The 25,898-nt window shown below is 56.4% G+C and carries 15 protein-coding genes and 2 pseudogenes; 16 read left to right on the top strand and 1 reads right to left on the bottom strand.

Annotated features, from left to right (window positions below):
- Positions 1-5 precede the first annotated feature (5 nt).
- On the bottom strand, positions 6-1,550 hold the full coding sequence (locus KTH07_RS14375) for a PTS transporter subunit EIIC (RefSeq protein WP_017692920.1): 1,545 nt from the start codon (positions 1,548-1,550) through the stop codon (positions 6-8).
- 286 nt (positions 1,551-1,836) lie between these two features.
- Between KTH07_RS14375 and KTH07_RS14370 the strand changes: the two are divergent.
- The 16 genes and pseudogenes from KTH07_RS14370 (at position 1,837) to KTH07_RS14295 (ending at position 25,878) form a co-directional block, all read left to right on the top strand.
- Positions 1,837-6,790, top strand: a pseudogene (locus tag KTH07_RS14370) (alpha-2-macroglobulin).
- A 1-nt stretch (position 6,791) separates the two neighbouring features.
- Positions 6,792-9,120 (top strand): annotated as a pseudogene (pbpC, locus tag KTH07_RS14365) (peptidoglycan glycosyltransferase PbpC).
- An 88-nt stretch (positions 9,121-9,208) separates the two neighbouring features.
- Entirely contained in the window at positions 9,209-11,587 is a 2,379-nt protein-coding gene (locus KTH07_RS14360) for a DMSO/selenate family reductase complex A subunit (RefSeq protein ID WP_023304212.1), read from the top strand.
- Positions 11,584-12,213 carry a DMSO/selenate family reductase complex B subunit gene (locus KTH07_RS14355; protein WP_015572168.1) on the top strand — a complete coding sequence of 210 codons (630 nt, stop codon included), beginning with the start codon at positions 11,584-11,586 and terminating at the stop codon, positions 12,211-12,213. Before KTH07_RS14360 ends, KTH07_RS14355 begins: the two co-directional genes overlap by 4 nt.
- A complete protein-coding gene (locus KTH07_RS14350; RefSeq protein WP_032103986.1) occupies positions 12,206-12,985 on the top strand; it encodes a DmsC/YnfH family molybdoenzyme membrane anchor subunit in 780 nt (259 codons plus the stop codon). The genes KTH07_RS14355 and KTH07_RS14350 overlap by 8 nt, the downstream gene beginning before the upstream one ends.
- Positions 12,985-13,860 (top strand): 4Fe-4S binding protein, encoded by an 876-nt coding sequence (locus KTH07_RS14345; RefSeq protein WP_217310779.1) that lies wholly within the window; start codon positions 12,985-12,987, stop codon positions 13,858-13,860. Before KTH07_RS14350 ends, KTH07_RS14345 begins: the two co-directional genes overlap by 1 nt.
- A gap of 124 nt (positions 13,861-13,984) precedes the next feature.
- Positions 13,985-14,416: a nucleoside-diphosphate kinase gene (gene ndk / locus KTH07_RS14340; protein ID WP_003860625.1), complete on the top strand. Its 432-nt coding sequence runs from the start codon at positions 13,985-13,987 to the stop codon at positions 14,414-14,416.
- A gap of 147 nt (positions 14,417-14,563) precedes the next feature.
- Positions 14,564-15,730, top strand: coding sequence for a bifunctional tRNA (adenosine(37)-C2)-methyltransferase TrmG/ribosomal RNA large subunit methyltransferase RlmN (locus KTH07_RS14335; protein WP_003860623.1), 1,167 nt, complete (start codon positions 14,564-14,566; stop codon positions 15,728-15,730).
- A 291-nt stretch (positions 15,731-16,021) separates the two neighbouring features.
- Positions 16,022-17,032 (top strand): cytoskeleton protein RodZ, encoded by a 1,011-nt coding sequence (gene rodZ / locus KTH07_RS14330; protein WP_023304209.1) that lies wholly within the window; start codon positions 16,022-16,024, stop codon positions 17,030-17,032.
- Between the two features lie 26 nt (positions 17,033-17,058).
- Positions 17,059-18,177 carry a flavodoxin-dependent (E)-4-hydroxy-3-methylbut-2-enyl-diphosphate synthase gene (ispG, locus tag KTH07_RS14325; RefSeq protein WP_017383528.1) on the top strand — a complete coding sequence of 373 codons (1,119 nt, stop codon included), beginning with the start codon at positions 17,059-17,061 and terminating at the stop codon, positions 18,175-18,177.
- Positions 18,178-18,258: 81 nt separating this feature from the next.
- Positions 18,259-19,533: a histidine--tRNA ligase gene (gene hisS / locus KTH07_RS14320; protein WP_017692928.1), complete on the top strand. Its 1,275-nt coding sequence runs from the start codon at positions 18,259-18,261 to the stop codon at positions 19,531-19,533.
- 13 nt (positions 19,534-19,546) lie between these two features.
- The gene (locus tag KTH07_RS14315; RefSeq protein WP_017383526.1) at positions 19,547-20,167 is read left to right on the top strand and encodes a YfgM family protein; all 621 of its coding nucleotides are present in this window, start codon (positions 19,547-19,549) and stop codon (positions 20,165-20,167) included.
- A 10-nt stretch (positions 20,168-20,177) separates the two neighbouring features.
- Positions 20,178-21,356: an outer membrane protein assembly factor BamB gene (gene bamB / locus KTH07_RS14310; RefSeq protein ID WP_017383525.1), complete on the top strand. Its 1,179-nt coding sequence runs from the start codon at positions 20,178-20,180 to the stop codon at positions 21,354-21,356.
- A gap of 112 nt (positions 21,357-21,468) precedes the next feature.
- A complete protein-coding gene (der, locus tag KTH07_RS14305) occupies positions 21,469-22,941 on the top strand; it encodes a ribosome biogenesis GTPase Der (RefSeq protein WP_023304208.1) in 1,473 nt (490 codons plus the stop codon).
- A 299-nt stretch (positions 22,942-23,240) separates the two neighbouring features.
- Positions 23,241-24,782, top strand: a complete 1,542-nt coding sequence (locus tag KTH07_RS14300) for a peptide MFS transporter (protein ID WP_063162032.1) — start codon at positions 23,241-23,243, stop codon at positions 24,780-24,782.
- A 61-nt stretch (positions 24,783-24,843) separates the two neighbouring features.
- Positions 24,844-25,878 (top strand): Gfo/Idh/MocA family oxidoreductase, encoded by a 1,035-nt coding sequence (locus KTH07_RS14295; RefSeq protein WP_023304207.1) that lies wholly within the window; start codon positions 24,844-24,846, stop codon positions 25,876-25,878.
- The last annotated feature ends 20 nt before the right edge of the window (positions 25,879-25,898 follow it).

Genomic DNA, 25,898 nt, shown 5'->3' with positions numbered 1-25,898 from the left:
TCCTTTCAGAGAAACGTCTCAACGGCTTCTCGCATTTTTTTGACATGCAGCCCGTAGACCACCTGAACGTTGTTACCTTGTTTGATTATCCCTTTCGCGCCGGTCGCTTTCAGGCGCGGTTCATCGATGATAGCGACGTCCTTCACCGTGACGCGTAAGCGGGTGTAGCAGTTATCCACTACCTCTATATTTTCCCGACCGCCCAGACCCACCACGATGGATTCGCCCAGCTCGTCGTTATTGCCCTTCGCCTGGTACTCCTGCTTGCTGTAAAGGCGTGTCTCCTGGTCCTCATCTTCACGCCCCGGCGTTTTCATGTTGAAGCGCAGGATCAGGAAGCGGAATACCACGAAATAAAGGGCGAACATGATCAGCCCGACCACGATGTACATGGGCCAGTTGGACTTCTCCGTGCCGAGCGGCAGGTTGTAGAGGATGAAATCGATAATCCCGTTGGCGCCGATGGCGTGAACGCCAAACAGCGAGAACAGCATCATGCCGATGCCGGTCAGCACCGCATGCACCACGAACAGCAGCGGGGCGACGAACAGGAAGGAGAATTCAATCGGCTCGGTTACGCCGACCAGCAGCGAGGTCAGCGCCGCCGGGATCAGAATCGCTTTCGCAATCGCTTTACGCTCTGGCTTCGCGGTCATGTACATCGCCAGCGCGGCGGCAGGAAGGCCGAACATCTTGCTGATGCCGCGCGCATCCCACACCACGGTACTGCTGAGCTGCTTCACGTCCGGGCAGGCCATCTCGGCGAAGTAGATATTGCGCGCGCCCTGATAGGTTGCGCCACACACCTCCTGCGTACCGCCCAGTTCGGTATACAGGAACGGCGTATAGACCAGATGATGCAGGCCCGTCGGCACCAGAATGCGTTCAAGGAAACCGTAGATCGCCACGCCAAACGGACCGGACCCTTTGATCGCCAGCGCCAGAGCGCTTATTCCATGCTGTGCGTACGGCCAGAGTTCGCTCATGACCACGCCGAGCAGCATAGAGACAGGCAGCATCACAATCGCGACAAAGCAGTGACCGGAGTAAATCGCCATCGCGCCGTTAAACTGGACACCGGAATATTTGTTGTACAGATAACCGGAGAGCGCCCCGGTCAGGATCCCGGCGAAAACGCCCATCTCCAGCACCTGGACGCCCAGCACCATGCTTTGTCCGGCGGCTTTCATCTGTTCCGCAGGGGCCAGTTCTCCCTGAAGCTGTAACGTCACGTTCATCGCGTTAATGAATACGATAAAGGTCACCAGCCCAATCAACGCCGCGTAGCCTTTGTCTCGTGTTGCCAGTCCAATGGGGATCCCGACGGCAAACACCAGCGCCAGGTTGACCAGCACCGACACGGCAGATTTGGCGATCAGCTGGCCGACACTCTGGATCAGCGGGTGGCCGAGAAACGGCAGGTACTCGGCCAGATTGCCGTTACCCAGTACATTCCCGAAGGCGATAAACAGGCCGACGATGGGTAAGATAAGTACAGGTCCGTACAATGATTTTCCGAAATTTTGTAGGGCGTTCACGGCTCGTTTCATGGCTTTCTCTCTTATTGAACCGCGCACTCGGGGTGCGTCATGGTCATAAAACTAGCAGGCCTGATGCGAGCTTATCCAGCTATCTTCTTGTTTTAAAAACAAATGACGCGAAAGGTAACATGTTACGTTATGCGCTGTGATCGCCGTTCCATCACGGTTTGGCTGCGTGATGCCATTCTGCGAGGTGCTTTCCAGATTATAAAATTGGACTTTTTGTATTAACGAAACTTGCGGATAATACTTATCCGGACGATGACCAACAGGCCCCTCAGGCCAGGGACACAGGATGAAACCGTTTCGCTTAGCTGCGATCTCTCTCGCGCTGCTCACCACCTTTACGCTTGTCGGCTGTGATAACAGCGACGACAAACCTCAGGCCGCTGCCCCCGCAGCGTCTACTGCATCAGAACAGAAAACCCCGGCAAAACCGGATCCTGAAAAGCTGGCTAAGCTGGCCGCGCAGAGTCAGGGCAAGGCGTTGACGCTGCTGGATGCCTCTGAAGTGCAACTCGACGGCGCTGCGACGCTGGTTCTGACCTTCTCTGTACCGCTGGATCCCAGCCAGGATTTTGCGAAAACGGTGCATGTGGTGGATAAAAAAAGCGGCAAAGTGGACGGCGCCTGGGAACTGGCCCCCAATCTGAAAGAGCTGCGCCTGCGCCATCTGGAGCCGAATCGTAATCTGGTCGTCACCGTCGAACGTAATTTGCTGGCGCTGAACAAAGCGACATTCGGCATCGACTATGAAAAAGCGATCACCACCCGGGATGTTGAACCGACGGTCGGATTCGCCAGCCGCGGATCGCTGCTGCCGGGTAAGGTGGTGGAAGGATTGCCGGTGATGGCGCTCAACGTCAACAATGTGGATGTGAACTTCTATCGCGTGAAGCCGGAGTCGCTGGCCTCGTTTGTCAGCCAGTGGGAGTACCGTAACTCGCTGACCAACTGGGAATCTGACAACCTGCTGAAGATGGCGGAACTGGTCTACACCGGCCGTTTCGACCTCAACCCGGCGCGCAATACGCGTGAAAAACTGCTCCTGCCGCTCAAAGATATTAAGCCGCTCCAGCAGTCTGGCGTCTATATCGCCGTGATGAATCAGGCTGGTCACTATAACTACAGTAACGCCGCGACGCTCTTTACCTTAAGTGATATTGGGCTGTCCGCTCACCGTTATCATAACCGCCTGGACATCTTCACCCAGAGTCTTGAAAACGGTGCGGCGCAGTCAGGTGTGGCCATTACCCTTCTGAACGATAAAGGGCAGACCCTGGCCGAGGCGAACAGCGACGCCGATGGTCATGCGAAACTGGAAACCGATAAAGAAGCCGCGCTGATCCTGGCCAGTAAAGATGGCCAGACCACGCTTCTCGACCTCAAACTTCCGGCGCTCGATCTGGCGGAGTTTGATATCGCCGGTAACCCGGGTTACAGCAAACAGTTCTTTATGTTTGGCCCGCGCGATCTCTATCGTCCGGGTGAAACGGTGATCCTGAACGGCCTGCTTCGCGACAGCGATGGCAAACCGCTTCCCGATCAGCCGGTAAAACTTGACGTGCTGCGCCCGGACGGACAGGTGGCGCGTACGGTCGTTGTGCAACCTGAGAACGGCCTTTATCGCTTCAACTATCCGCTCGATAGCGGCGCCCAGACCGGCATGTGGCATATTCGCGCGAATACGGGCGATAACCAGCAGCGCATGTGGGATTTCCACGTCGAAGATTTTATGCCTGAGCGTATGGCGCTGAATCTGACCGGGCAAAAAACGCCAGTTTCCCCGCAGGATAATGTCGACTTTAACGTTGTGGGCTATTACCTGTATGGCGCGCCGGCTAACGGCAATTCTCTGCAAGGCCAGCTTTTCCTGCGTCCGCTACGTGACGCGGTGCCTGCGCTGCCTGGCTTCCAGTTCGGTGATATTGCCGAGGAGAACCTGAGCCGCAGCCTGGATGAAGTGCAGCTTACGCTGGACGAACAGGGGCGTGGGCAGGTTACCACCGAAAGCCAGTGGAAAGAGGCGCACTCGCCGCTGCAACTGATTTTGCAGGCCAGCCTGCTGGAATCAGGTGGGCGTCCGGTAACGCGACGCGCCGAGCAGGCTATCTGGCCTGCGGCTGAACTTCCGGGGATCCGCCCACAGTTCGCCAGCAAGGCCGTTTACGACTACCGTACCGATACCACCGTCAATCAGCCGATTGTCGATGAAAACGGCAACGCCAGCTTTGACATCGTCTATGCCGATGCCAGCGGGGCGAAAAAAGCGGTATCCGGTTTGCAGGTGCGTCTGATCCGTGAGCGTCGCGACTACTTCTGGAACTGGTCCGAGAGTGAGGGCTGGCAGTCCCAGTTTGATCAAAAAGATCTGGTTGAGGGCGAGCAGGAGCTAAACCTCAAGGCCGATGAAACCGGTAAAGTCACCTTCCCGGTGGAGTGGGGCTCATACCGTCTGGAAGTGAAAGCCCCTGATGACATGGTCAGCAGCGTGCGCTTCTGGGCGGGGTACAGCTGGCAGGATAACAGCGATGGCACGGGCGCTGCTCGCCCGGATCGTGTGACGCTGAAACTGGACAAGCCATCCTATCAGCCAGGCGATACCATCAACCTGCATATTGCAGCGCCGGCCGCAGGCAAGGGCTATGCAATGATCGAATCCAGCGAAGGACCGCTGTGGTGGAAAGAGATCGACGTGCCAGCAAACGGTCTGGATCTCGCCATTCCGGTGGACAAGGACTGGAAACGTCACGATCTCTACCTCAGCACGCTGGTGGTTCGTCCTGGCGATAAATCCAAATCCGCCACGCCAAAACGGGCGGTTGGCCTGCTGCATCTGCCAATGGGGGACGAAAATCGTCGCCTGGCCATCGCACTGGATAACCCGCAAAAAATGCGTCCGAACCAGACGCTTTCTGTGAAAGTGAAAGCCAGCGTAAAAGAGGGGACTGTGCCACAGAAGGTGAACGTACTGGTCTCGGCTGTCGATAGCGGCGTGCTGAAGATTACCGACTACGTCACGCCGGATCCGTGGGAAGCTTTCTTCGGTCAGAAGCGCTATGGCGCGGACATCTATGATGTTTACGGCCAGGTGATTGAAGGTCAGGGACGTCTGGCCGCACTGCGCTTTGGCGGAGACGGCGATGAACTGAAACGCGGCGGTAAGCCACCGGTGAACCATGTCACCATAATTGCCCAGCAGGCGCAGCCGGTTACGCTTGCTGCCAACGGAGAAGGCACCATCACGCTGCCGATTGGCGATTTCAACGGCGAACTGCGTCTGATGGCGCAGGCCTGGACGGAAGACGATTTCGGCAGCAGCGAAAGCAAAATCATTGTGGCGGCTCCGATTATCACCGAGCTTAACACGCCACGATTCCTCGCCAGTGGCGATACCTCCCGCCTGACGCTGGACCTGACTAACCTGACGGACCAGCCGCAAACGCTGAACATTGCGTTAACCGCAACCGGTAAGTTGTCGCTCGAAGGCGCTCAGCCAGAGCCGGTTAAGCTGCCGCCTGGCGCACGTAGCACCCTGTTTATTCCGGTGCGCGCCCTGGAAGGCTATGGTGATGGTGAAGTGACTGCTCAGGTGACGGGGCTTCAGCTCCCAGGTGAGACGTTTGCGCCGCAGCAGAAAAGCTGGAAAATTGGCGTGCGTCCCGCATTCCCGGCGCAAACGGTGAATACGGGCACGATGCTGAACCCTGGCGAATCCTGGAGTGCACCAGCACAGCATATCAACGGTTTCTCGCCTGCCACGCTACAGGGGCAGCTGTTGCTCAGCGGTAAACCACCTTTAAATCTGGCGCGCTACATTCGTGAACTTCAGGCCTATCCATACGGATGTCTTGAGCAGACCACCAGCGGCCTGTTCCCGTCGCTTTACACCAACGCGGCACAACTTAAGGCACTGGGTATTAAAGGCGATACCGACGATAAACGCCGTGCGGCCATTGATATCGGGATCTCCCGTCTGCTGCAAATGCAGCGTGACGATGGCGGTTTTGCCTTGTGGGATAAAAACGGCCCGGAAGAGTACTGGCTGACCGCCTATGTCACGGACTTCCTGGTGCGGGCAGGGGAGCAGGGTTACAGCGTGCCTGCCGAGGCAGTGAATAACGCCAACAGCCGACTGCTGCGCTATTTACAGGATCCGGGGATGATGTCCATCCGCTACAGCGACGACACCCAGGCCAGCAAATTTGCTGTTCAGGCGTACGCTTCGCTGGTGCTGGCTCGTCAGCAAAAAGCGCCGCTCGGTGCGCTGCGTGAAATCTGGGAGCGCCACGCTCAGGCTGCTTCCGGGCTTCCGTTGATGCAGCTGGGCATGGCACTCAAACTGATGGGGGATGCACCGCGCAGCCAGCAGGCGCTGGATCTGGCTCTCAAAACTCCCCGTAACGACAGCCGAAACTGGATGGCGGATTACGGCAGCCAACTGCGTGATAATGCCCTGATGCTCTCCCTGCTGGAAGAGTACAAGCTGCTGCCGGATGCGCAAAACAGGCTGCTGAACGCGTTATCTGAAGACGCGTTCAGCCAGCGCTGGCTGTCTACCCAGGAGAGCAATGCGCTGTTCATGGCCGGACGTTCACTGCAAACCTTGTCAGGCGCGTGGACGGCAACGACCAGCCTCTCTGAACAGACCCAGAGCAGTGATAAAGCGCAGGTAGAAAACCTGAACGGCGACCAGCTTGATGCCTTGCAGGTGACGAATACCGGCACTACGCCGCTGTGGGTACGACTGGACACGACTGGCTATCCGGAGTACGCGCCTCAGCCATCCTCTAATGTCTTGCAGATTGAACGTCATATCCTGGCGACAGACGGCAGCAGCAAGTCGCTCTCTTCTCTGAAGAGCGGTGAGCTGGTTCTGGTGTGGCTGGAGGTGAAGGCCAGCCAGAACGTGCCGGATGCGCTGGTGGTGGATCTGCTCCCGGCAGGTCTGGAGCTGGAAAACCAGAATCTGGCGAGCAGCAGCGCCAGCTTGCAGGACAGCGGCAGTGAAGTGCAAAACCTGCTGAATCAGATGCAACAGTCTGATATTCAGCACATGGAATTCCGCGACGATCGCTTTGTGGCCGCGGTGCCGGTCAATGAAGGTCAGCCGGTCACGCTGGTTTACCTGGCCCGTGCCGTTACGCCGGGAACCTACCAGGTGCCTGTTCCGATGGTCGAGTCCATGTACGTTCCGCAGTGGCGGGCAACGGGGGGCGGCCAGTGGCCCGCTGATCGTTGTTCCGTAAGATGCGGATAGCACGCCTGATTCGCTCCCGCTGGCTGTGGCTGGCGGGAGCGCTTCTCGTTTCAGGGGGGCTGATTGTCGTCGCTGACCGCGTGTGGCCGTTGCCCCTGAAAGAGGTCAACCCAGCGCGAGTGGTGGTGGATGAGCAGGGTGTTCCGCTGTGGCGTTTTGCCGACAGCGAAGGCATCTGGCGCTATCCGGTTACCATTGAAGAGGTTTCCCCCACGCTATCTTGAGGCGCTGATCCAGTATGAAGATCGCTGGTTCTGGGATCACCCGGGCGTCAATCCGCTTTCTGTACTGCGTGCCGCCTGGCAGGATCTCACCTCCGGGAGAGTGGTTTCCGGCGGGAGCACGCTTACCATGCAGGTGGCGCGCCTGCTGGATCCGCATCCGCGTACCTTTGGCGGCAAAATCCGTCAGCTGTGGCGGGCGATGCAGCTGGAGTGGCATCTCTCCAAGCGTGAAATCCTGACGCTGTATCTCAACCGTGCCCCGTTTGGCGGCACGTTGCAGGGCGTGGGCGCGGCAAGCTGGACTTACCTTGGCAAACCGCCGTCTCAGCTGAGCTATTCCGACGCGGCGCTGCTGGCAGTGCTGCCGCAGGCACCCAGTCGTCTGCGCCCGGATCGCTGGCCGAAACGTGCCGAAGCGGCGCGGAACAAAGTGCTCGACCGTATGCTGACTCAGGGTGTCTGGTCTGAGAAGCAGGTGAAAGAGTCCCGTGAAGAGCCGGTCTGGCTGGCTCCCCGGCAGATGCCGCAGCTGGCGCCGCTCTTTTCCCGCATGATGCTGAGTAAAAGTCGTGACACAAAAATAGTCACCACGCTGGATGCAGCTTTGCAACGACAGCTTGAAGAGCTGGCAATGAACTGGAAATCACGCCTGCCTGCCCGCAGTTCGCTGGCGATGATCGTCGTGGATCATACATCCATGAAAGTGCGTGGCTGGGTAGGCTCGGTAGATATCAATGATGACAGCCGTTTCAGCCACGTGGATATGGTCAATGCGATCCGATCGCCGGGATCGGTCCTCAAGCCATTCATCTATGGCATGGCGCTGGACGATGGTCTGATCCATCCCGCTTCGTTATTGCAGGATGTGCCAAGAAAAACGGGGGATTATCGTCCCGGCAACTTTGACAGCGGCTTCCATGGGCCGGTCAGTATGAGCGAAGCCCTGGTGCGTTCCCTCAACCTGCCTGCGGTGCAGGTTCTGGAAGCGTACGGCCCAAAACGTTTTGCCGGAATGCTGAGCAACGCGGGATTACCGCTCATTCTGCCTGCGGGGGCACAGCCCAACCTCTCTCTGATCCTGGGGGGCGCAGGCGCACGCCTGGCTGATATCGCTGCCGCCTATAGCGCCTTTGCGCGTCAGGGTAAGGCGGGCCGGCTGCGTTTACAGCCGGGCGATCCGCTGATCGAACGTCCGCTGCTGTCGCAGGGGGCGGCGTGGATCATTCGACGCATTCTCGCTAATGAAGCACAGCCCCTGCCGGACAGTGCGTTGCCCCAGGTTGCGCCGCTGGCGTGGAAAACGGGCACCAGCTATGGCTACCGGGATGCCTGGGCCATCGGCCTGAATGCCCGGTATGTCATTGGAATCTGGACCGGACGCCCGGACGGCACGCCCGTTGCCGGGCAGTTTGGTTTCGCCAGCGCGGTACCGCTCCTGAATCAGGTCAATAACATGCTTCAGTCCCGCTCGATGGTGGATGAAGCGCGCCTGCCGCGCGATCCGCGTCCTGCAAGCGTAGGACGGGGCGTGATTTGCTGGCCGGGGGGCCAGTCCCTGCCTGAAGGGAGCGAAAACTGTCGGCGTCGGCTGTCAACCTGGCTGCTGGAAGGCAGTGAACCGCCTACGCTGTTGCTGCCGGAACAGGAAGGTATTCGCGGGATCCGTTTCCCGGTCTGGCTGGATAAAGAAGGCAAACGCGTTGCGGCGGATTGTCCTGATGCGACAGAGAAAGTGCTGGATGTCTGGCCGCTACCGCTGGAGCCCTGGCTGCCTGCTGCTGAAAAACGGGCTGCTCGTCTTCCCGCCCGTTCAGCTATTTGCCCTCCGCTGGATAACCATAATGCGGCGCCGATGATGTTGTCAGGCGTCAGAGAAGGGGCGGTAATTAAACGTCTTCCGGGTGAGAAAAATATGACCCTTAACGTTTCAACCAGCGGCGGGGAGGGACAACGATGGTGGTTTTTGAATGGCGAACCGCTGGACGGGCATCAGAAGAATTATTCACTGCAATTATATTTGCCGGGTAAATATCAATTAATTGTATTAGATGAAACAGGACAAACGGCGACAGTGAATTTTGAATTAGATCGCTAAGTATTACCCCTCAAGAGTTAGCTTGATAATTATCAATATTCGTTCCTGAAAAAAAACGAGAATGCGTTTTTATTTGAAGGAACGAGCAATGAAAAAAAATAAACATCAGGGAGAAGGGCTTATTCCCGCCATATCCCGGCGTCAGTTTATTCAGGCAGGGTCGGCGCTCGCCGCCCTGCCGTTTGTCGTCAAAACCGGCAAAGTACAGGCACAGGGCGCGGCGGTTTCAGACGCTACGCCTGAAGAAAAAGTGGTGCAAACCTGTAGTACGTTTGACTGCGGCGGCAAATGTGATATTCGTGCTCACGTCAGTGATGGCGTTGTGACCCGAATTTCAACGCGTCCGGATAACGCGCTGGATCCGCAGATGCCAGTAATGCGCGCCTGCGTTCGTGGTCGGGCTTATCGGAAATTTGTTTATCACCCCGATCGACTGAAATATCCAATGAAACGCGTAGGTAAACGTGGCGAAGGAAAATTTGAGCGTATTACCTGGGATGAAGCCACCACCCTCATTGCGAATCAATTAAAAACTATTACGCAAAAATACGGTGCTGCGTCACGCTATGTTCATGTGGGCACCGCGGTGTCCGGCGGGACCTTTTCCGGCGATAAAATGGTTCGTCGTCTGCTCAACTTAACCGGCGGCTATCTCGAAAGCTATCACTCGGTCAGTATGGGTAACACGGCGGCGGCAACGCCGTATACCTATGGCACCGCCGCCAGCGGCAGCTCTCTGGACACGCTGCTGGACACCAAACTGGTCATTCTCTGGGGGCATAACCCGACGGAAACCATCTTCGGGCACAGCAACCACTTCTACCAGAAGATGAAGCAAAACGGCACGCGCTTCATTGTTGTCGACCCACGCTATTCCGATACGGTTTCCTCCCTTGCCGATCAGTGGATCCCGCTGCTTCCCACGACAGACAACGCCCTGATGGACGCGATGATGTATGTGATCGTCACGGAGAATCTGCACGATCGCGACTTTATTCAACGCTACACCCTGGGCTTTGACGAAGACGCCATGCCAGAGGGCGTTCCGGCCAATGAATCCCTGATGGCTTATCTGAGCGGTGCAAAGGATGGCGTGGCGAAAACGCCTGAGTGGGCAGAGAAAATCACCCACGTGCCTGCACAAACTATTCGTCAGCTGGCGCGTGACTACGCAACCACCAAACCCGCCGCGCTGATCCAGGGCTGGGGACCGCAGCGTCACAACTGCGGCGAGCGCACCGCGCGCGGCTCGACGATACTGGCCACGCTAACGGGTAACGTCGGGGTGAAAGGTGGCTGGGCAGCAGGCTATGGCGGCTGCGCAAACCGCAAATTTGCGGCCGGGCCAGAGATGCCGGACAACCCGGTCAACGCCAAAATTTCGGTCATGAACTGGGTGCAGGCCGCGGATGATGCTTCTAAGGTAACCGCGGAAGATGGCCTGAAGGATGCTGAGAAGCTGGACAGCAATATCCGCATCCTGTTCTCGCTGGCGGGCAATTATCTGGCTAACCAGAACCCGGATCTTCATCAGGCAACCCGTGTCCTGGAAGACGAGTCGAAAATCGAGTTTATCGTCGCAAGCGATCTGTTTATGACGCCGAGCGCCAGATACGCCGACCTGCTTTTGCCGGAAACCAGCTTCATGGAACGCTGGAATATCGGCGAAACCTGGGGCACGGCAAGCTATCTGATCCTGTCAGAAAAGCTGATTGAACCTGAATTTGAACGCCGTTCAGACTACGACTGGCTACGGGAGGTCGCTGCTAAGCTTGGCGTCGAGCCAGCGTTCAGCGAGGGCCGTGACGAAAAAGCGTGGATTGAGCACATCTGGGAGCAGACGCGGCTGTCCATGCCGGATGAAAACCTGCCGGACTTCGCGACGCTACAGAAGACGCGTCAGCATCTTTTCAAAAGCGCGCCGTACGTTGCCTTTGAAGACAACATTCGCGATCCGCAGAATCATCCGTTCCCGACGCCGTCCGGAAAAATTGAGATCTTCTCGAAGCGTCTGTACGACATGCAGCACCCGGAAATCCCGGCGCTGTCGCACTACGTGCCTGCCCATGAAGGGCCGGAAGACGAGCTGGTCAAAACCTTCCCGCTCCAGCTGATCACCTGGAAAGGGAAAAACCGCGCTAACTCCACCCAGTACGCCAACCCGTGGTTAATTGAGGCGCAGCAGCAAAAGCTGTGGATCCACCCGCAGGATGCGCAAAAGCGCGGCATTGCGCAGGGGGATACCGTGCGTATTCATAACGCGCGCGGCATTTGTGAGATCCCGGCGGAGGTCACGCCGCGCATCATTCCAGGCGTGGTGGCCATGCAGGCAGGCGCCTGGTGGCAGCCGGACGCGCAGGGTATCGATAAAGGCGGCTGCGCAAACGTGCTCAGTTCCGCCCGTATTACCGCGCTTGCGAAAGGGAATTCCCATCAAACCATGCTGGTGGAGGTAGCTAGAGCATGAGTCAGTTTAAACATTACGCACCGGTGAGCGACAAACAGCTGGGTTTTTATATCGACTCTTCTCGCTGCTCGGGCTGCAAGGCATGCCAGGTGGCGTGCAAAGATAAAAACAACCTTGAGGTCGGACGTCGTTTCCGTCGCGTTTATGAAGTCAACGGCGGGAGTTTTATCCCGACCGGGCAGGGCGGCGTCAGCAACAACGTTTTTGCCTACACGCTCTCTATTTCCTGTAACCACTGCGCAGACCCTGTCTGCACCAAAAACTGTCCAACCACCGCGATGCATAAGCGTCCGGGGGACGGCATTGTGCGCGTTGATACTGATAAGTGTGTCGGCTGCGGCTACTGCGCATGGTCTTGCCCTTACGGCGCGCCACAGCTCAACGAGCAGACCGGGCAGATGTCCAAATGTGATTTCTGCGTGGATCTCCAGGCGAAGGGAGAGCAGCCCGTCTGTGTGGCAACCTGTCCACTCGAAGCGATTAAATTCGGGCCGATTGATGAACTGCGGGCGAAGTATGGTGCGGTCTGTGATGTGAAAGGCTTGCCTGATTCCTCCATCACCAAACCAAACCTGGTGATCAAAGCGCATCAGGGCGCAGAGAAAGAGGGGAAACGTCATGCATGAGTTACCGCTGCTGATTTTTACGCTGTTCCTGCAAGGATCGGTTGGCGTTACGCTGTGGCTGGCGTTCGGAAGCACGCAACGCAGCGCGCTGCTGCCGGCAGCCGGAGCGTTTGTGCTGGCGAGTCTGGGGCTGCTCGCCTCCGCGCTGCACATGGGCTATCCGCTTAATGCTCTTAACGCGCTGCGCCACGTATCCAGCTCCTGGCTGAGCCGTGAGATTATCTTTGCCAGTCTTTATCTTGCGGCGCTTGGCTTCGCAACGCTGCTGATGTTTGTCAAAAAGCCAGGCTGGAAGCCACTGTTGGTTGTGGCAGGCCTGGTTGGTTTAGTCGACGTGTTCTGCATGGCGCAGATCTACATGCACGCATCTGTGGTGACATGGCAGCACGTAAACACGCTGGTGCTGTTTTTCGGTTCGGTGGGGATTATCGGCTCAGCCTGCATGGCCGTTGGGACGCGTTCCCAGACTACCGTGCGTGCGGCGGTTGTCATTATCACGCTGCTGGTGCTTGTGCGTCTGGTGATGCAGCCCGTCTGGCTGGCAGATATTACGGCTATGGACAACACCGTGGTGACGTTCCCTCACGCACCGCTACAGATGCTGGAGCAACTGCGAACCGTTCATCTGCTGAGCTGGTGCGTATCCGTTGCGGGTATGCTGTGCTTTGCTGCGGGCGGTCTGAAAGCGGCGCGATCTCCCATGCTGCTGGGAAGCGCATTGCTGATTGTCGGTGAGCTGATGCTGCGCTTCGTTTTCTTCAGTATTGGCTGATGAGTGGATTGACCTTTGCCCCGGCGATGGACGTGACGCATGCGTGCGTCCGTCGCCGTTTTCGCCACGCTTCCTGCCTCGCCTGCGCGGACGTCTGTCCTGTGCAGGCTTTTACTTTTACCGACTCAAGCGTCTCGGTTGATGACAGCCGCTGTATTGAATGCGGTGACTGCCTGTTCGTCTGCCCCGCTGAGGCCATCACCGGCATCACGCCGCGAAAACGCTTTCTGTGTGGCGATACGCTTGTTGGGCCGTTTACTGACCGTGCGCCAGGGGTGAATGAGCTTCTGCTGTGGCACGCGCAGTACCACGTTCGTTTTATCAGTATCGACGCGGAGCAGAATCCTGACTGGTTGCTGGCGATTGCCCGGCTGAATCTGGCGCTTCGCCGACGCGGTGAAGCGGCGTGGGCGTTTAAATATATACCCGTCAACGAGGTTAATACCGCCCGGCGTGTGCTGATGCACGTTCCCCGAGAGGATGTCCAGGCCTGTAGCGTCGTGCCCGGTCAGCGTGAACTGCGCAGGGCGTTTTCTGCGTTTAGCGAGGCAGAGATAACTCTCGATACCGAATCCTGCGTACTGTGCGGCGCGTGCTGGCGGAGTTGTACGGAAAACGCGATTCGGTTTGAGAACGCTGAACTGGTCGTGGAAACCGGACGCTGTACGGGGTGCGGCGGCTGCGAAGCGGTATACCAGCATGCGGCGATAAACGTGACGCAAACAGAAGGAACAGCGAAAAGCGTGACCATACCGGCATATGAAGCCGTTTGCCTGACGTGCCACCGTCATTTCTGGTCATTTAGGTCTGATGAAAAGCAGTGTCCGCTCTGTTTTCATCATCAACACGGCATGCGAAATACGAGCTGTTGCTAATCTTCGTCTCATTTTAAAAAAATGTTATGCATAACCATAGGCAATGGCGCTATTGCTCTTTATAATCCGCGCCACACCATACTCAGGTATGCAAAAACAACAGAACATTTTACAGAGGTTATCAATGGCTATTGAACGTACTTTTTCCATCATCAAACCAAACGCGGTGGCAAAAAACGTTATTGGCAGCATCTTCGCTCGCTTTGAATCAGCAGGGTTTAAGATCGTTGGCACCAAAATGCTGCACCTGACCGTTGAGCAGGCTCGCGGTTTTTACGCTGAGCACGAAGGTCGCCCATTCTTTGATGGTCTGGTCGAGTTCATGACCTCTGGCCCAATCGTGGTATCCGTACTGGAAGGCGAAAACGCGGTACAGCGTCACCGCGATCTGCTGGGTGCAACCAACCCGGACAACGCGCTGGCAGGTACTCTGCGCGCCGACTATGCAGACAGCTTCACCGAGAACGGCACCCACGGTTCCGACTCTGTTGAATCTGCTGCGCGCGAAATCGCGTTCTTCTTCGCTGAAGGCGAAGTGTGCCCGCGCACTCGCTAATAATTTCGTAAATGCCGCGTGCAAACGTGGCATCCCTGCGCCAGACTTTGTACAATGCAACGCCCCGGACGAGCAGACTGCTTACCGGGGCGTTTCTTTTCAACCCACCAAGGGCCACAACGTGTAACAACGAGGCCGGAAAAAATTATGTCTGAATTAGTGAATACCTCCGAAGTCGCCATTCCTGCGGTTCCCAATAAAAATGGAAAAATTAACCTGCTGGACCTGAACCGTCAGCAGATGCGCGAGTTCTTTAAAGAGATGGGCGAGAAGCCATTTCGTGCCGATCAGGTCATGAAATGGATGTACCACTATTGCAGCGACAACTTTGATGACATGACGGACATCAACAAAGTGCTGCGCAATAAGCTTAAAGAAGTGGCGGAAATCCGCGCACCGGAAGTGGTGGAAGAGCAGCGCTCTTCAGATGGCACCATCAAGTGGGCCATTGCCGTTGGCGATCAGCGCGTTGAAACCGTGTATATCCCGGAAGACGATCGCGCCACGCTGTGCGTCTCTTCTCAGGTGGGCTGTGCGCTGGAGTGCAAATTCTGCTCTACGGCGCAGCAGGGCTTTAACCGTAACCTGCGCGTGTCGGAAATCATCGGCCAGGTCTGGCGTGCCGCGAAAATCGTGGGCGCGGCGAAAGTCACCGGTACACGTCCAATCACCAACGTAGTGATGATGGGGATGGGTGAACCGCTGCTCAACCTGACCAACGTCGTTCCGGCGATGGAAATTATGCTCGACGATTTCGGTTTTGGTCTGTCCAAGCGCCGCGTTACGCTCTCTACTTCCGGCGTTGTGCCTGCGCTGGACAAACTGGGCGACATGATTGACGTTGCGCTGGCCATCTCCCTTCACGCGCCAAACGACGCCATCCGTGACGAAATTGTGCCGATCAACAAAAAGTACAATATCGAAACCTTCCTGGCTGGCGTGCGCCGTTACCTGGAGAAATCTAACGCGAACCAGGGCCGCGTGACCATTGAATACGTGATGCTGGATCATGTTAACGACGGTACCGAACATGCACATGAGCTGGCTGAACTGCTGAAAGATACGCCATGTAAGATCAACCTGATCCCATGGAACCCGTTCCCGGGCGCGCCGTATGGCCGTAGCTCGAACAGCCGTATCGATCGCTTCTCAAAAGTGCTGATGGAGTATGGTTTCACCACCATCGTACGTAAAACGCGTGGCGATGATATTGACGCAGCCTGTGGTCAGCTGGCGGGTGACGTTATTGACCGTACCAAACGTACGCTGCGTAAGCGCATGCAGGGTGAGTCAATCGCGGTCAAAACCGTTTGATTATTATGCAGACACGGCGCGTTTTTTGCGCCGTGAAGCATTAATTTACTGAATATTCAGTCACAATCATTATGACTGATTAATAATTACGGTGCGTTTCATACGACTTTCGGGCAGTATGTAACGACGTAACAACAGTTTAGCGTGAAGGCCTGCCAGCGCTGTCATCTGCGGCCCGACAGTCTTATACTGTTTGTTCCAGGTTAACTGACCTAAAGTTTCGCGGTGCGGGTGGCATTGTGACTCACCGGCACCTGAACCCTTATTTTCACGTACCAGTAGTTGTAGCGAATGAATACTGAAGCCACTCACGATCAAAATGCAGCACTCTCCACTGGCGTTCGTCTTCGCAACGCCCGTGAACAACTCGGACTCAGCCAGCAAGCCGTTGCAGAACGCCTGTGCCTGAAGGTTTCCACCGTTCGCGATATTGAAGAAGATAAGGCACCCGCCGATCTGGCTTCAACGTTTCTGCGCGGTTATATCCGTTCTTACGCCAAACTGGTTCATATCCCTGAAGACGAATTACTGCCGATGATGGAGAAGCAGGCGCCTGTGCGTGCGGCAAAAGTTGCGCCGATGCAGAGCTTCTCTCTGGGTAAACGTCGTAAAAAACGCGATGGCTGGCTGATGAGCTTTACCTGGCTGGTCCTGTTCGTGGTTGTCGGCCTGACGGGCGCATGGTGGTGGCAAAACCATAAAGCGCAGCAGGAAGAGATCACGACGATGGCCGATCAGTCCTCCGCTGAGCTCAATCAGTCTGGTAATAACGGCGCGCAAAGCGTGCCGCTGAGCACCGAAGGAGCTGCGACCTCCAGCGAACCTCAGGCGGCAGCAAGCAGCACGCCTGCAACCGAGCCAGCGACGACGCCAGAAGCGACGGCGAATACCGCACCAGCCACCCAGACCCAGGATCAGAACGCGGTCGTATCACCTTCACAGGCCAATGTTGATACCGCCCCTGCGGCAACGGCACCGGCAGATAACACCGCGGCGTCACTGCCAACTGACCCGGCGGGTACGGCGGCACCTGCCGTTGACCCGAATGCGCTGGTGATGAATTTCACGGCGGATTGCTGGCTGGAAGTGACTGATGCGACAGGTAAAAAGCTGTTCAGCGGCCTGCAACGTAAAGATGGCACGTTAAATCTAACGGGCCAGGCACCTTACAAGCTTAAAATCGGCGCACCGGCAGCGGTACAGATCCAGTATCAAGGAAAACCTGTCGATCTGAGCCGCTTTATCAGAACTAACCAGGTTGCGCGTCTTACCGTTAATGCCGAACAATCAGCAGCACAGTAACAGACGGGCAATGCGGGAGATTTTACATGCATAACCAGGCTCCTATTCAACGTAGAAAATCGAAACGGATTTACGTTGGGAACGTGCCAGTCGGCGATGGGGCGCCTATCGCCGTCCAGTCGATGACCAATACGCGTACTACGGATGTAGAAGCGACGGTCAATCAAATCAAAGCATTAGAACGCGTAGGCGCGGACATTGTTCGCGTCTCTGTACCGACCATGGATGCCGCCGAGGCGTTCAAACTGATCAAGCAGCAGGTGAGCGTTCCGCTGGTTGCCGATATTCACTTCGATTACCGTATCGCGCTGAAAGTCGCTGAATATGGTGTCGATTGCCTGCGTATTAACCCAGGCAACATCGGCAACGAAGAGCGCATTCGCATGGTGGTTGACTGCGCCCGCGATAAAAACATTCCAATCCGTATCGGCGTGAACGCTGGCTCTCTGGAAAAAGATCTCCAGGAAAAGTACGGTGAGCCGACGCCGCAGGCGCTGCTCGAATCCGCAATGCGTCACGTCGATCATCTGGATCGCCTTAACTTCGATCAGTTTAAAGTGAGCGTGAAAGCGTCTGACGTCTTCCTGGCCGTTGAATCGTATCGTCTGCTGGCAAAACAGATCGATCAGCCGCTCCACCTTGGGATCACCGAGGCGGGCGGTCTGCGCAGCGGTTCGGTAAAATCGGCGATTGGTCTCGGCCTGCTGCTCTCTGAAGGCATCGGCGACACGTTACGCGTCTCCCTGGCCGCCGATCCGGTGGAAGAGATCAAAGTCGGTTTCGACATCCTGAAATCACTGCGTATCCGCGCGCGTGGGATCAACTTCATTGCCTGCCCAACCTGTTCACGTCAGGAGTTTGACGTGATCGGCACCGTGAATGCTCTGGAGCAGCGCCTGGAAGACATCATTACCCCGATGGACGTTTCCATCATCGGCTGCGTGGTGAACGGTCCGGGTGAAGCGCTGGTGTCCACGCTGGGCGTGACCGGCGGTAACAAGAAAAGTGGTCTCTATGAAGATGGCGTTCGTAAAGATCGTCTGGATAATAGTGATATGATCGACCAGCTCGAAGCCCGGATTCGCGCGAAAGCGACGATGATGGACGAAGCGAAGCGCATCAGCGTTCAGCAGGTTGAAAAATAACGTGATGGGAAGCAGGCTGCTTCCCATGTATGATTGAACCCATTCTTTGGGTTCTTTTTTGTATATAGAAAGAGAATAAACGTGGCAAAAAACATTCAAGCCATCCGCGGCATGAACGATTATCTGCCTGGCGAAACCGCCATCTGGCAGCGCATTGAAGGCACACTGAAGCAGGTGCTCGGCAGCTACGGTTACAGCGAAATTCGTTTGCCGATTGTAGAGCAGACCCCGTTATTCAAACGCGCGATCGGCGAAGTAACCGACGTGGTTGAAAAAGAGATGTATACCTTTGAGGACCGCAACGGCGACAGCCTGACCCTGCGTCCTGAGGGGACGGCGGGTTGCGTACGCGCCGGCATCGAACATGGTCTCCTGTACAATCAGGAGCAGCGCCTGTGGTATATCGGCCCGATGTTCCGCCACGAACGTCCGCAAAAAGGCCGCTACCGTCAGTTCAACCAGCTTGGCGTGGAAGTGTTTGGTCTGCAAGGGCCAGATATCGATGCCGAACTGATTATGCTGACTGCCCGCTGGTGGCGTGCGCTCGGTATTTCTCAGCACGTATCCCTGGAGCTGAACTCTATCGGTTCTCTGGAAGCGCGTGCGAACTATCGCGATGCGCTGGTGGCGTTCCTGGAACAGCACAAAGAGAAGCTCGACGAAGACTGTAAGCGTCGTATGTACAGCAACCCGCTGCGCGTACTCGATTCCAAAAATCCTGACGTACAGGCGCTGCTGAACGATGCGCCAGCGCTGGGTGACTACCTGGATGAGGATTCCCGCGAACACTTTGCTGGCCTGTGCAAGCTGCTTGAAGCGGCGGGCATTGCTTATACCGTTAACCAGCGTCTGGTGCGCGGTCTGGACTACTACAACCGCACCGTATTTGAGTGGGTCACCACCAGCCTCGGTTCGCAGGGCACCGTCTGTGCCGGTGGTCGTTATGACGGTCTGGTCGAGCAACTGGGTGGTCGCGCAGCACCGGCAGTAGGCTTCGCGATGGGCCTTGAGCGACTTGTTTTGCTGGTTCAGGCAGTTAATCCGGAATTTAAAGCCGATCCTGTTGTCGATATATACCTGGTGGCCTCAGGTGCGGATACGCAGTCTGCGGCGATGCAGCTTGCCGAACGCGTGCGCGATGCGCTGCCGGGCGTTAAGCTGATGACCAACCACGGCGGCGGCAACTTTAAAAAACAGTTTGCTCGTGCCGATAAGTGGGGCGCAAGTATCGCACTGGTGCTGGGTGAGTCCGAAGTGGCCAACGGCGAAGTGGTAGTCAAAGACCTGCGCTCTGGTGAGCAAACTACGGTAACGCAGGATGGCGTTGCGGCGCACTTGCGCACTCTATTGGGCTAAGGAGAAGGACTGCGTGGAAATTTACGAGAACGAACACGACCAGGTTGATGCGGTTAAGCGCTTCTTTGCTGAAAACGGCAAGGCACTGGTTGTAGGGGTTATTTTAGGTGTTGGTGCGCTGGTAGGCTGGCGTTACTGGAACAATCATCAGGCTGACTCTGCTCGCGGTTCGTCCCTGAACTACGAAAATACCGTTAGCGCAATTCGTGCCGATCAGCCGCAAACGTTGACGGCTGCGGAGAAATTTGCCGCTGACAACAAAAACACCTACGGCGCGCTGGCTGCGCTGGAAGTGGCTCAGCAGTATGTTGATAAAAACGAACTGGACAAAGCCGCTGCGCAACTGTCTCAGGGGCTTGCTGCTGCCAGTGACGAAAATCTGAAAGCGGTGATCAATCTGCGTCTGGCGCGTATCCAGGTTCAGCAGAAAAAAGCCGACGACGCGCTGAAAACGCTTGATACCATCAAAGGCGAAGGCTTTGCCGCTATTGTTGCCGATCTTCGCGGTGAAGCACTGCTGAGTAAAGGTGATAAAGCGGGCGCGCGTAAAGCGTGGCAAGCTGGCGTGGATAGTAAAGCTTCACCTGCGCTGAGCGAAATGATGCAGATGAAAATAAATAATTTGTCCGTCTGAGAGGGACCCAATGCAATTGCGTAAATTACTTCTGCCAGGACTGCTTTCTGTTACGTTATTGAGTGGTTGTTCACTGTTCAGTGGCGAAGAAGACGTTGTTAAAATGTCCCCGCTGCCGACGGTTGAAAACCAGTTCACCCCATCCACCGCCTGGGACACCTCTGTGGGAGATGGTATTGGCGATTTTTATTCCAACCTGCACCCGGCATTTGCTGACGGCGTTGTCTATGCGGCCGATCGCAAAGGCACCGTTAAAGCGCTGAACGCTGATGACGGAAAAGAAGTGTGGTCCATTAACCTGGCGGAAAAAGACGGCTGGTTCTCCCGTAAACCTGCACTGCTTTCTGGCGGCCTGACCGTTGCTGGCGGTCACGTGTATGTGGGTAGCGAAAAAGCGCAGGTTTACGCGCTGAATGCCAGCGACGGTTCGGTTGCATGGCAGACCACCGTTGCCGGTGAATCCTTGTCGCGTCCGGTTGTCAGCGACGGCCTGGTGCTGATCCATACCAGCAACGGCCAGTTGCAGGCGCTGAACGAAGCCGATGGTCTGGTAAAATGGACGGTTAACCTGGATATGCCAGCGCTGTCTCTGCGTGGTGAATCTGCTCCGGCGACCGCCTTTGGCGCCGCCATTGTGGGCGGTGACAACGGCCGTGTCAGCGCGGTACTGATGCAGCAGGGCCAGATGATCTGGCAGCAGCGTATTTCCCAGGCGACCGGTTCAACTGAAATTGACCGTCTGAGTGACGTGGACACCACGCCAGTTATCGTCGACGGTGTGGTTTACGCGCTGGCGTACAACGGCAACCTGACGGCGCTGGACCTGCGTAGCGGCCAGATCATGTGGAAACGTGAGCTGGGTTCCGTGAACGATTTCATCGTCGACGGCAACCGTATTTATATGGTGGATCAGAACGACCGTCTGCTGGCGCTGAGCACCGAAGGTGGCGTGACGCTGTGGACGCAGAGCGATCTGCTGCACCGTCTGCTGACCGCACCAGCACTGTATAACGGCAGCCTGGTGGTGGGCGACAGCGAAGGCTATATGCACTGGATCGATCCAGAGAATGGTCGCTTCGTGGCACAGCAGAAAGTGGATAGCTCAGGCTTCCTGACGGAGCCCGTTGTGGCTGACGGCAAACTGCTGATTCAGGCAAAAGACGGCACGCTGTACGCGATCACGCGTTAATTACACGGCGGTTGTAGTATACTAAACGGCTCCTGTTCACTCAGGAGCCGTTTTGACATTTTTAAAAACGCTGCGAAAGCGACGTTATTTTGAATTTTATGAGGCTTCAAACATGGTACCTGTGGTCGCGCTTGTCGGGCGCCCTAACGTTGGAAAATCCACTCTTTTTAACCGTTTAACACGCACCCGTGATGCGCTGGTTGCGGATTTCCCGGGGCTGACGCGTGACCGTAAGTACGGTCGTGCAGAGGTGGAAGGACGCGAGTTCATCTGTATCGATACCGGGGGTATTGACGGTACGGAAGACGGCGTAGAAACCCGCATGGCAGAGCAATCTCTGCTGGCTATCGAAGAAGCGGATGTGGTTCTGTTTATGGTGGATGCTCGCGCTGGCCTGATGCCCGCGGATTCTGCTATTGCTAAACATCTGCGTTCACGCGAAAAGCCTACCTTCCTGGTGGCGAACAAAACTGACGGCATCGATGCCGATCAGGCTGTTGCGGATTTCTGGTCTTTAGGTCTGGGCGATATTTATCCTATCGCGGCCTCGCATGGTCGTGGCGTCACCAGCCTGCTGGAAACCGTGCTGCTGCCGTGGGTTGATGAAGTAAACCCGCCGGAAGAGGTGGACGAGGACGCTGAATACTGGGCGCAGTTTGAAGCCGGAGAGGAAGGCGAGGAAGAGCCGGAAGACGACTTCAACCCGCAGGATCTGCCTATCAAGCTGGCTATCGTGGGTCGCCCAAACGTAGGTAAGTCTACGCTTACTAACCGTATTCTCGGTGAAGAGCGCGTGGTGGTTTACGACATGCCAGGCACAACGCGTGACAGCATTTACATTCCAATGCAGCGCGATGAACGTGAGTACGTACTTATCGACACCGCAGGGGTGCGTAAGCGTGGGAAAATCACCGATGTGGTAGAAAAATTCTCGGTGATCAAAACCCTTCAGTCGATTGAAGACGCCAATGTGGTGCTGCTGGTCATCGACGCACGTGAAGGTATCTCCGATCAGGATCTCTCTCTGCTCGGCTTTATCCTCAATAGTGGGCGCTCGCTGGTTATCGTCGTCAACAAGTGGGACGGTTTGAGCAATGAAGTGCGCGAGCAGGTGAAAGAGACGCTGGACTTCCGTCTGGGCTTTATCGACTTTGCCCGCGTTCACTTCATCTCTGCCCTGCACGGGAGTGGTGTTGGCAACCTGTTCGAATCCGTTCGTGAAGCCTATGACAGCTCTACCCGCCGTCAGAGCACGGCGATGCTGACCCGTATCATGAACATGGCTGCTGAAGACCACCAGCCGCCGCTGGTGCGCGGTCGTCGCGTGAAGCTGAAATATGCTCACGCCGGGGGGTATAACCCGCCTATCGTGGTGATCCACGGTAACCAGGTGAAGGATCTGCCGGACTCCTACAAACGCTACCTGATGAACTACTTCCGCAAGTCGCTGGACGTGATGGGTACGCCTATCCGTATTCAGTTCAAGGAAGGGGAGAACCCGTTTGCGAATAAACGCAACACCCTGACGCCGAACCAGATGCGTAAGCGTAAGCGTTTGATTAAGCACATTAAGAAAAGCAAATAATTCTCACCGAACTCACTAAAACCCGCGCCTGTCGCGGGTTTTTTTCGCCCATTCAAAAGGCCTGCCTTCCCTGTGTGATGTCAATCACTATTCGCTTTTAACCATGTTTATATCTAAGAAAGTAGACAATCATCGAATTTTCGTCTTAAAGTCCAGGGTTCGGTACTAGACAAAACTAGCGCCTGGTTATCAAATGGTTAACCAACATTTCGCCGCATGTAAAAAATCGATCGGATACGTAACCGTTCGGCGTACATGCTGGTGTTTACAAGCACGACACATACCTTTTCGGGAGAATTATGCAACCCTCTGTTAATCAAAAAGAGAGCCGAACCTTCTTCGGCCATCCTTATCCGCTCGGTTCGCTGTTCTTCACCGAGATGTGGGAGCGTTTTTCGTTTTACGGTATTCGCCCGCTACTGATTCTGTTTATGGCCGCCACCGTGTATGACGGCGGAATGGGCCTGGCGCGTGAAAACGCCTCGGCGATTGTCGGCATCTTTGCCGGCACCATGTACCTCGCTGCGCTGCCGGGCGGCTGGCTGGCGGATAACTGGCTCGGCCAGCAGCGGGCCGTCTGGTACGGTTCGATTTTGATTGCGCTCGGGCACCTGTCGATCGCCCTGTCGGCCATCATGGGCGACAACCTGTTCTTCATCGGCCTGATGTTTATCGTGCTCGGCTCCGGCCTGTTCAAGACCTGTATCTCGGTCATGGTCGGCACCCTGTATAAAAAAGGCGATGCGCGTCGTGACGGCGGTTTCTCGCTGTTCTATATGGGCATCAACATGGGCTCGTTCATTGCCCCTCTGATTTCCGGCTGGCTGATTAAAACCCACGGCTGGCACTGGGGCTTTGGTATCGGTGGTATCGGGATGCTGGTCGCCCTGATTATCTTCCGCGTGTTTGCCGTTCCGGCCATGAAGCGCTACGACAGTGAAGTCGGTCTGGACTCCACCTGGAACAGTCCGGTAGTGAAACGTAACGGCGTGGGTGCCTGGCTGCTGGCGCTGGCTGTGGGTGTTGCAATCATCGTAACGTTGATTGCCCAGGGCGTGATTGTGATTAATCCGGTCGCGGTCGCCAGCGTGTTGGTGTATGTGATTGCCGCCTCCGTCGCGCTCTACTTCATCTATCTGTTCATCTTCGCCGGGCTGAATCGCAAAGAGCGCGCAAGGCTGCTGGTGTGCTTTATTCTGCTGGTCTCCGCCGCGTTCTTCTGGTCCGCGTTCGAGCAGAAGCCAACCTCCTTCAACCTGTTCGCCAACGACTACACTAACCGCATGATCGGTGATTTTGAGATCCCGGCGGTGTGGTTCCAGTCGATCAATGCCCTGTTCATCATTCTGCTGGCCCCGGTATTTAGCTGGGCATGGCCGAAGCTGGCGAGCAAAAACATTCGTCCGAGCAGCATCACCAAGTTCGTGATCGGTATTCTGTGCGCGGCGGCGGGCTTTGGCCTGATGATGCTGGCGGCGCAGAACGTGCTGAGCAACGGTGGGGCAGGGGTTTCTCCGTTCTGGCTGGTGGGCAGTATCCTGATGCTGACGCTCGGGGAACTGTGCCTGAGTCCGATTGGTCTGGCGACCATGACCCTGCTGGCGCCGGAGAGAATGCGCGGCCAGATGATGGGCCTGTGGTTCTGCGCCAGTGCGCTGGGTAACCTGGCTGCGGGGCTGATTGGTGGTCACGTGAAGGCCGACCAGCTGGATATGCTGCCAGACCTCTTTGCCCGTTGCTCCATTGCGCTGCTGATTTGTGCTGCGGTGCTGATCGTCCTCATTGTTCCGGTGCGCCGCATGCTGGAAAATGCGCAGACTAAACCGGCCGCTAACGCCTGATAAACCTCGACCTTGCCGGGGTGGCGTTATGCCCCGGCAATTGACTTAACGAGGTAAGAACATGCTGTTAGGGTTTGTTGGGCTTGGTGCTGTGGTTGAAACGGCTTACTTACCGGCAATACGAAATCTTTTTCCTGATACTCCGCGCTGTTTAGGTTTTGATATTCATCCCGAGAAGCAGCCTGAAGGGGTCACACGTTGCGCGTCGCTCGGTGAACTTCTTTCCCACCCGCTGGATACCCTGTTTATCACCACTTCCTCCCTGTACCACCTCGAGGTACTTGAGCAGGCGCTGGCCTCACCCGCGTCGCGTATTGTGGTAGAAAAACCGATTGTCGCCACGCTGCCCCAAATTGAAAAACTGAAAGCGCTGCTGGCTCAACCGGGAGCCGCCGACCGCGTGCTGGCGCTCGATCACTGGATGGCGCGTCTCGATAGCGTAAAGCAATCACTGGTCGCTCATATTTCTGACATCGTCAAAATCGAAGGCTTTTTGCAGGAGCCAAGCGGGTATAACGCCGAAGGAGAGCCCATTGCGCTCAACTTCGCCACCGGCGAGCCAGACGCGCGAACGCTTCGCCATCCAGATGGTGTGATTCTGGATATCGGTACGCACGTGCTGGCGATGCTGCGTGAAACGGTGCTTTACCTGGGCGGCAGTGACGATATGACGTTGCAGGTGGTGACAGCAAAAGACCGCCTGGGCCGCGAAATCGCAACGGGCGATCTGACCACGGCGGAAGGCGAGGCGCATTTGCAGGGAAGCATCAGCGGCGTGCCGGTGGACATCTGGCTTAACAAATACGCGGGGCCAGCGGGCGGGCAAAAGGGATTACGCTTCCATTTGCGCGACGGGCGCATCGTCAGCCACGACCGACGCGGCGCAGAAGATGTGCTGGAGCTGATTAAGGGTAAAGAAATTCAGCGCTGGCATATTCCCGGTACGATCTACGAGCATTGCCTTGCGGAGCATATTCTGGGAGCAAAAAGTCTCTTTGAACGGGATCCGCACCAGGTGAGCCGCACGACGCGCCGCAGGGTCGAGGAGGTGACGCTGCTGCTGACCTTACAGCAACAGTTGCGTGGCCCGCACTGAACGCGACGTGGTAAAATTAT

The sequence above is a fragment of the Enterobacter cloacae complex sp. ECL72 genome (assembly GCF_019056635.1).
Classification (GTDB): Bacteria; Pseudomonadota; Gammaproteobacteria; order Enterobacterales; family Enterobacteriaceae; genus Enterobacter; species Enterobacter hormaechei_C.
Note: the sequence above shows the minus strand (reverse complement) of the source record. Positions and strands in the feature narration are given on the sequence as shown.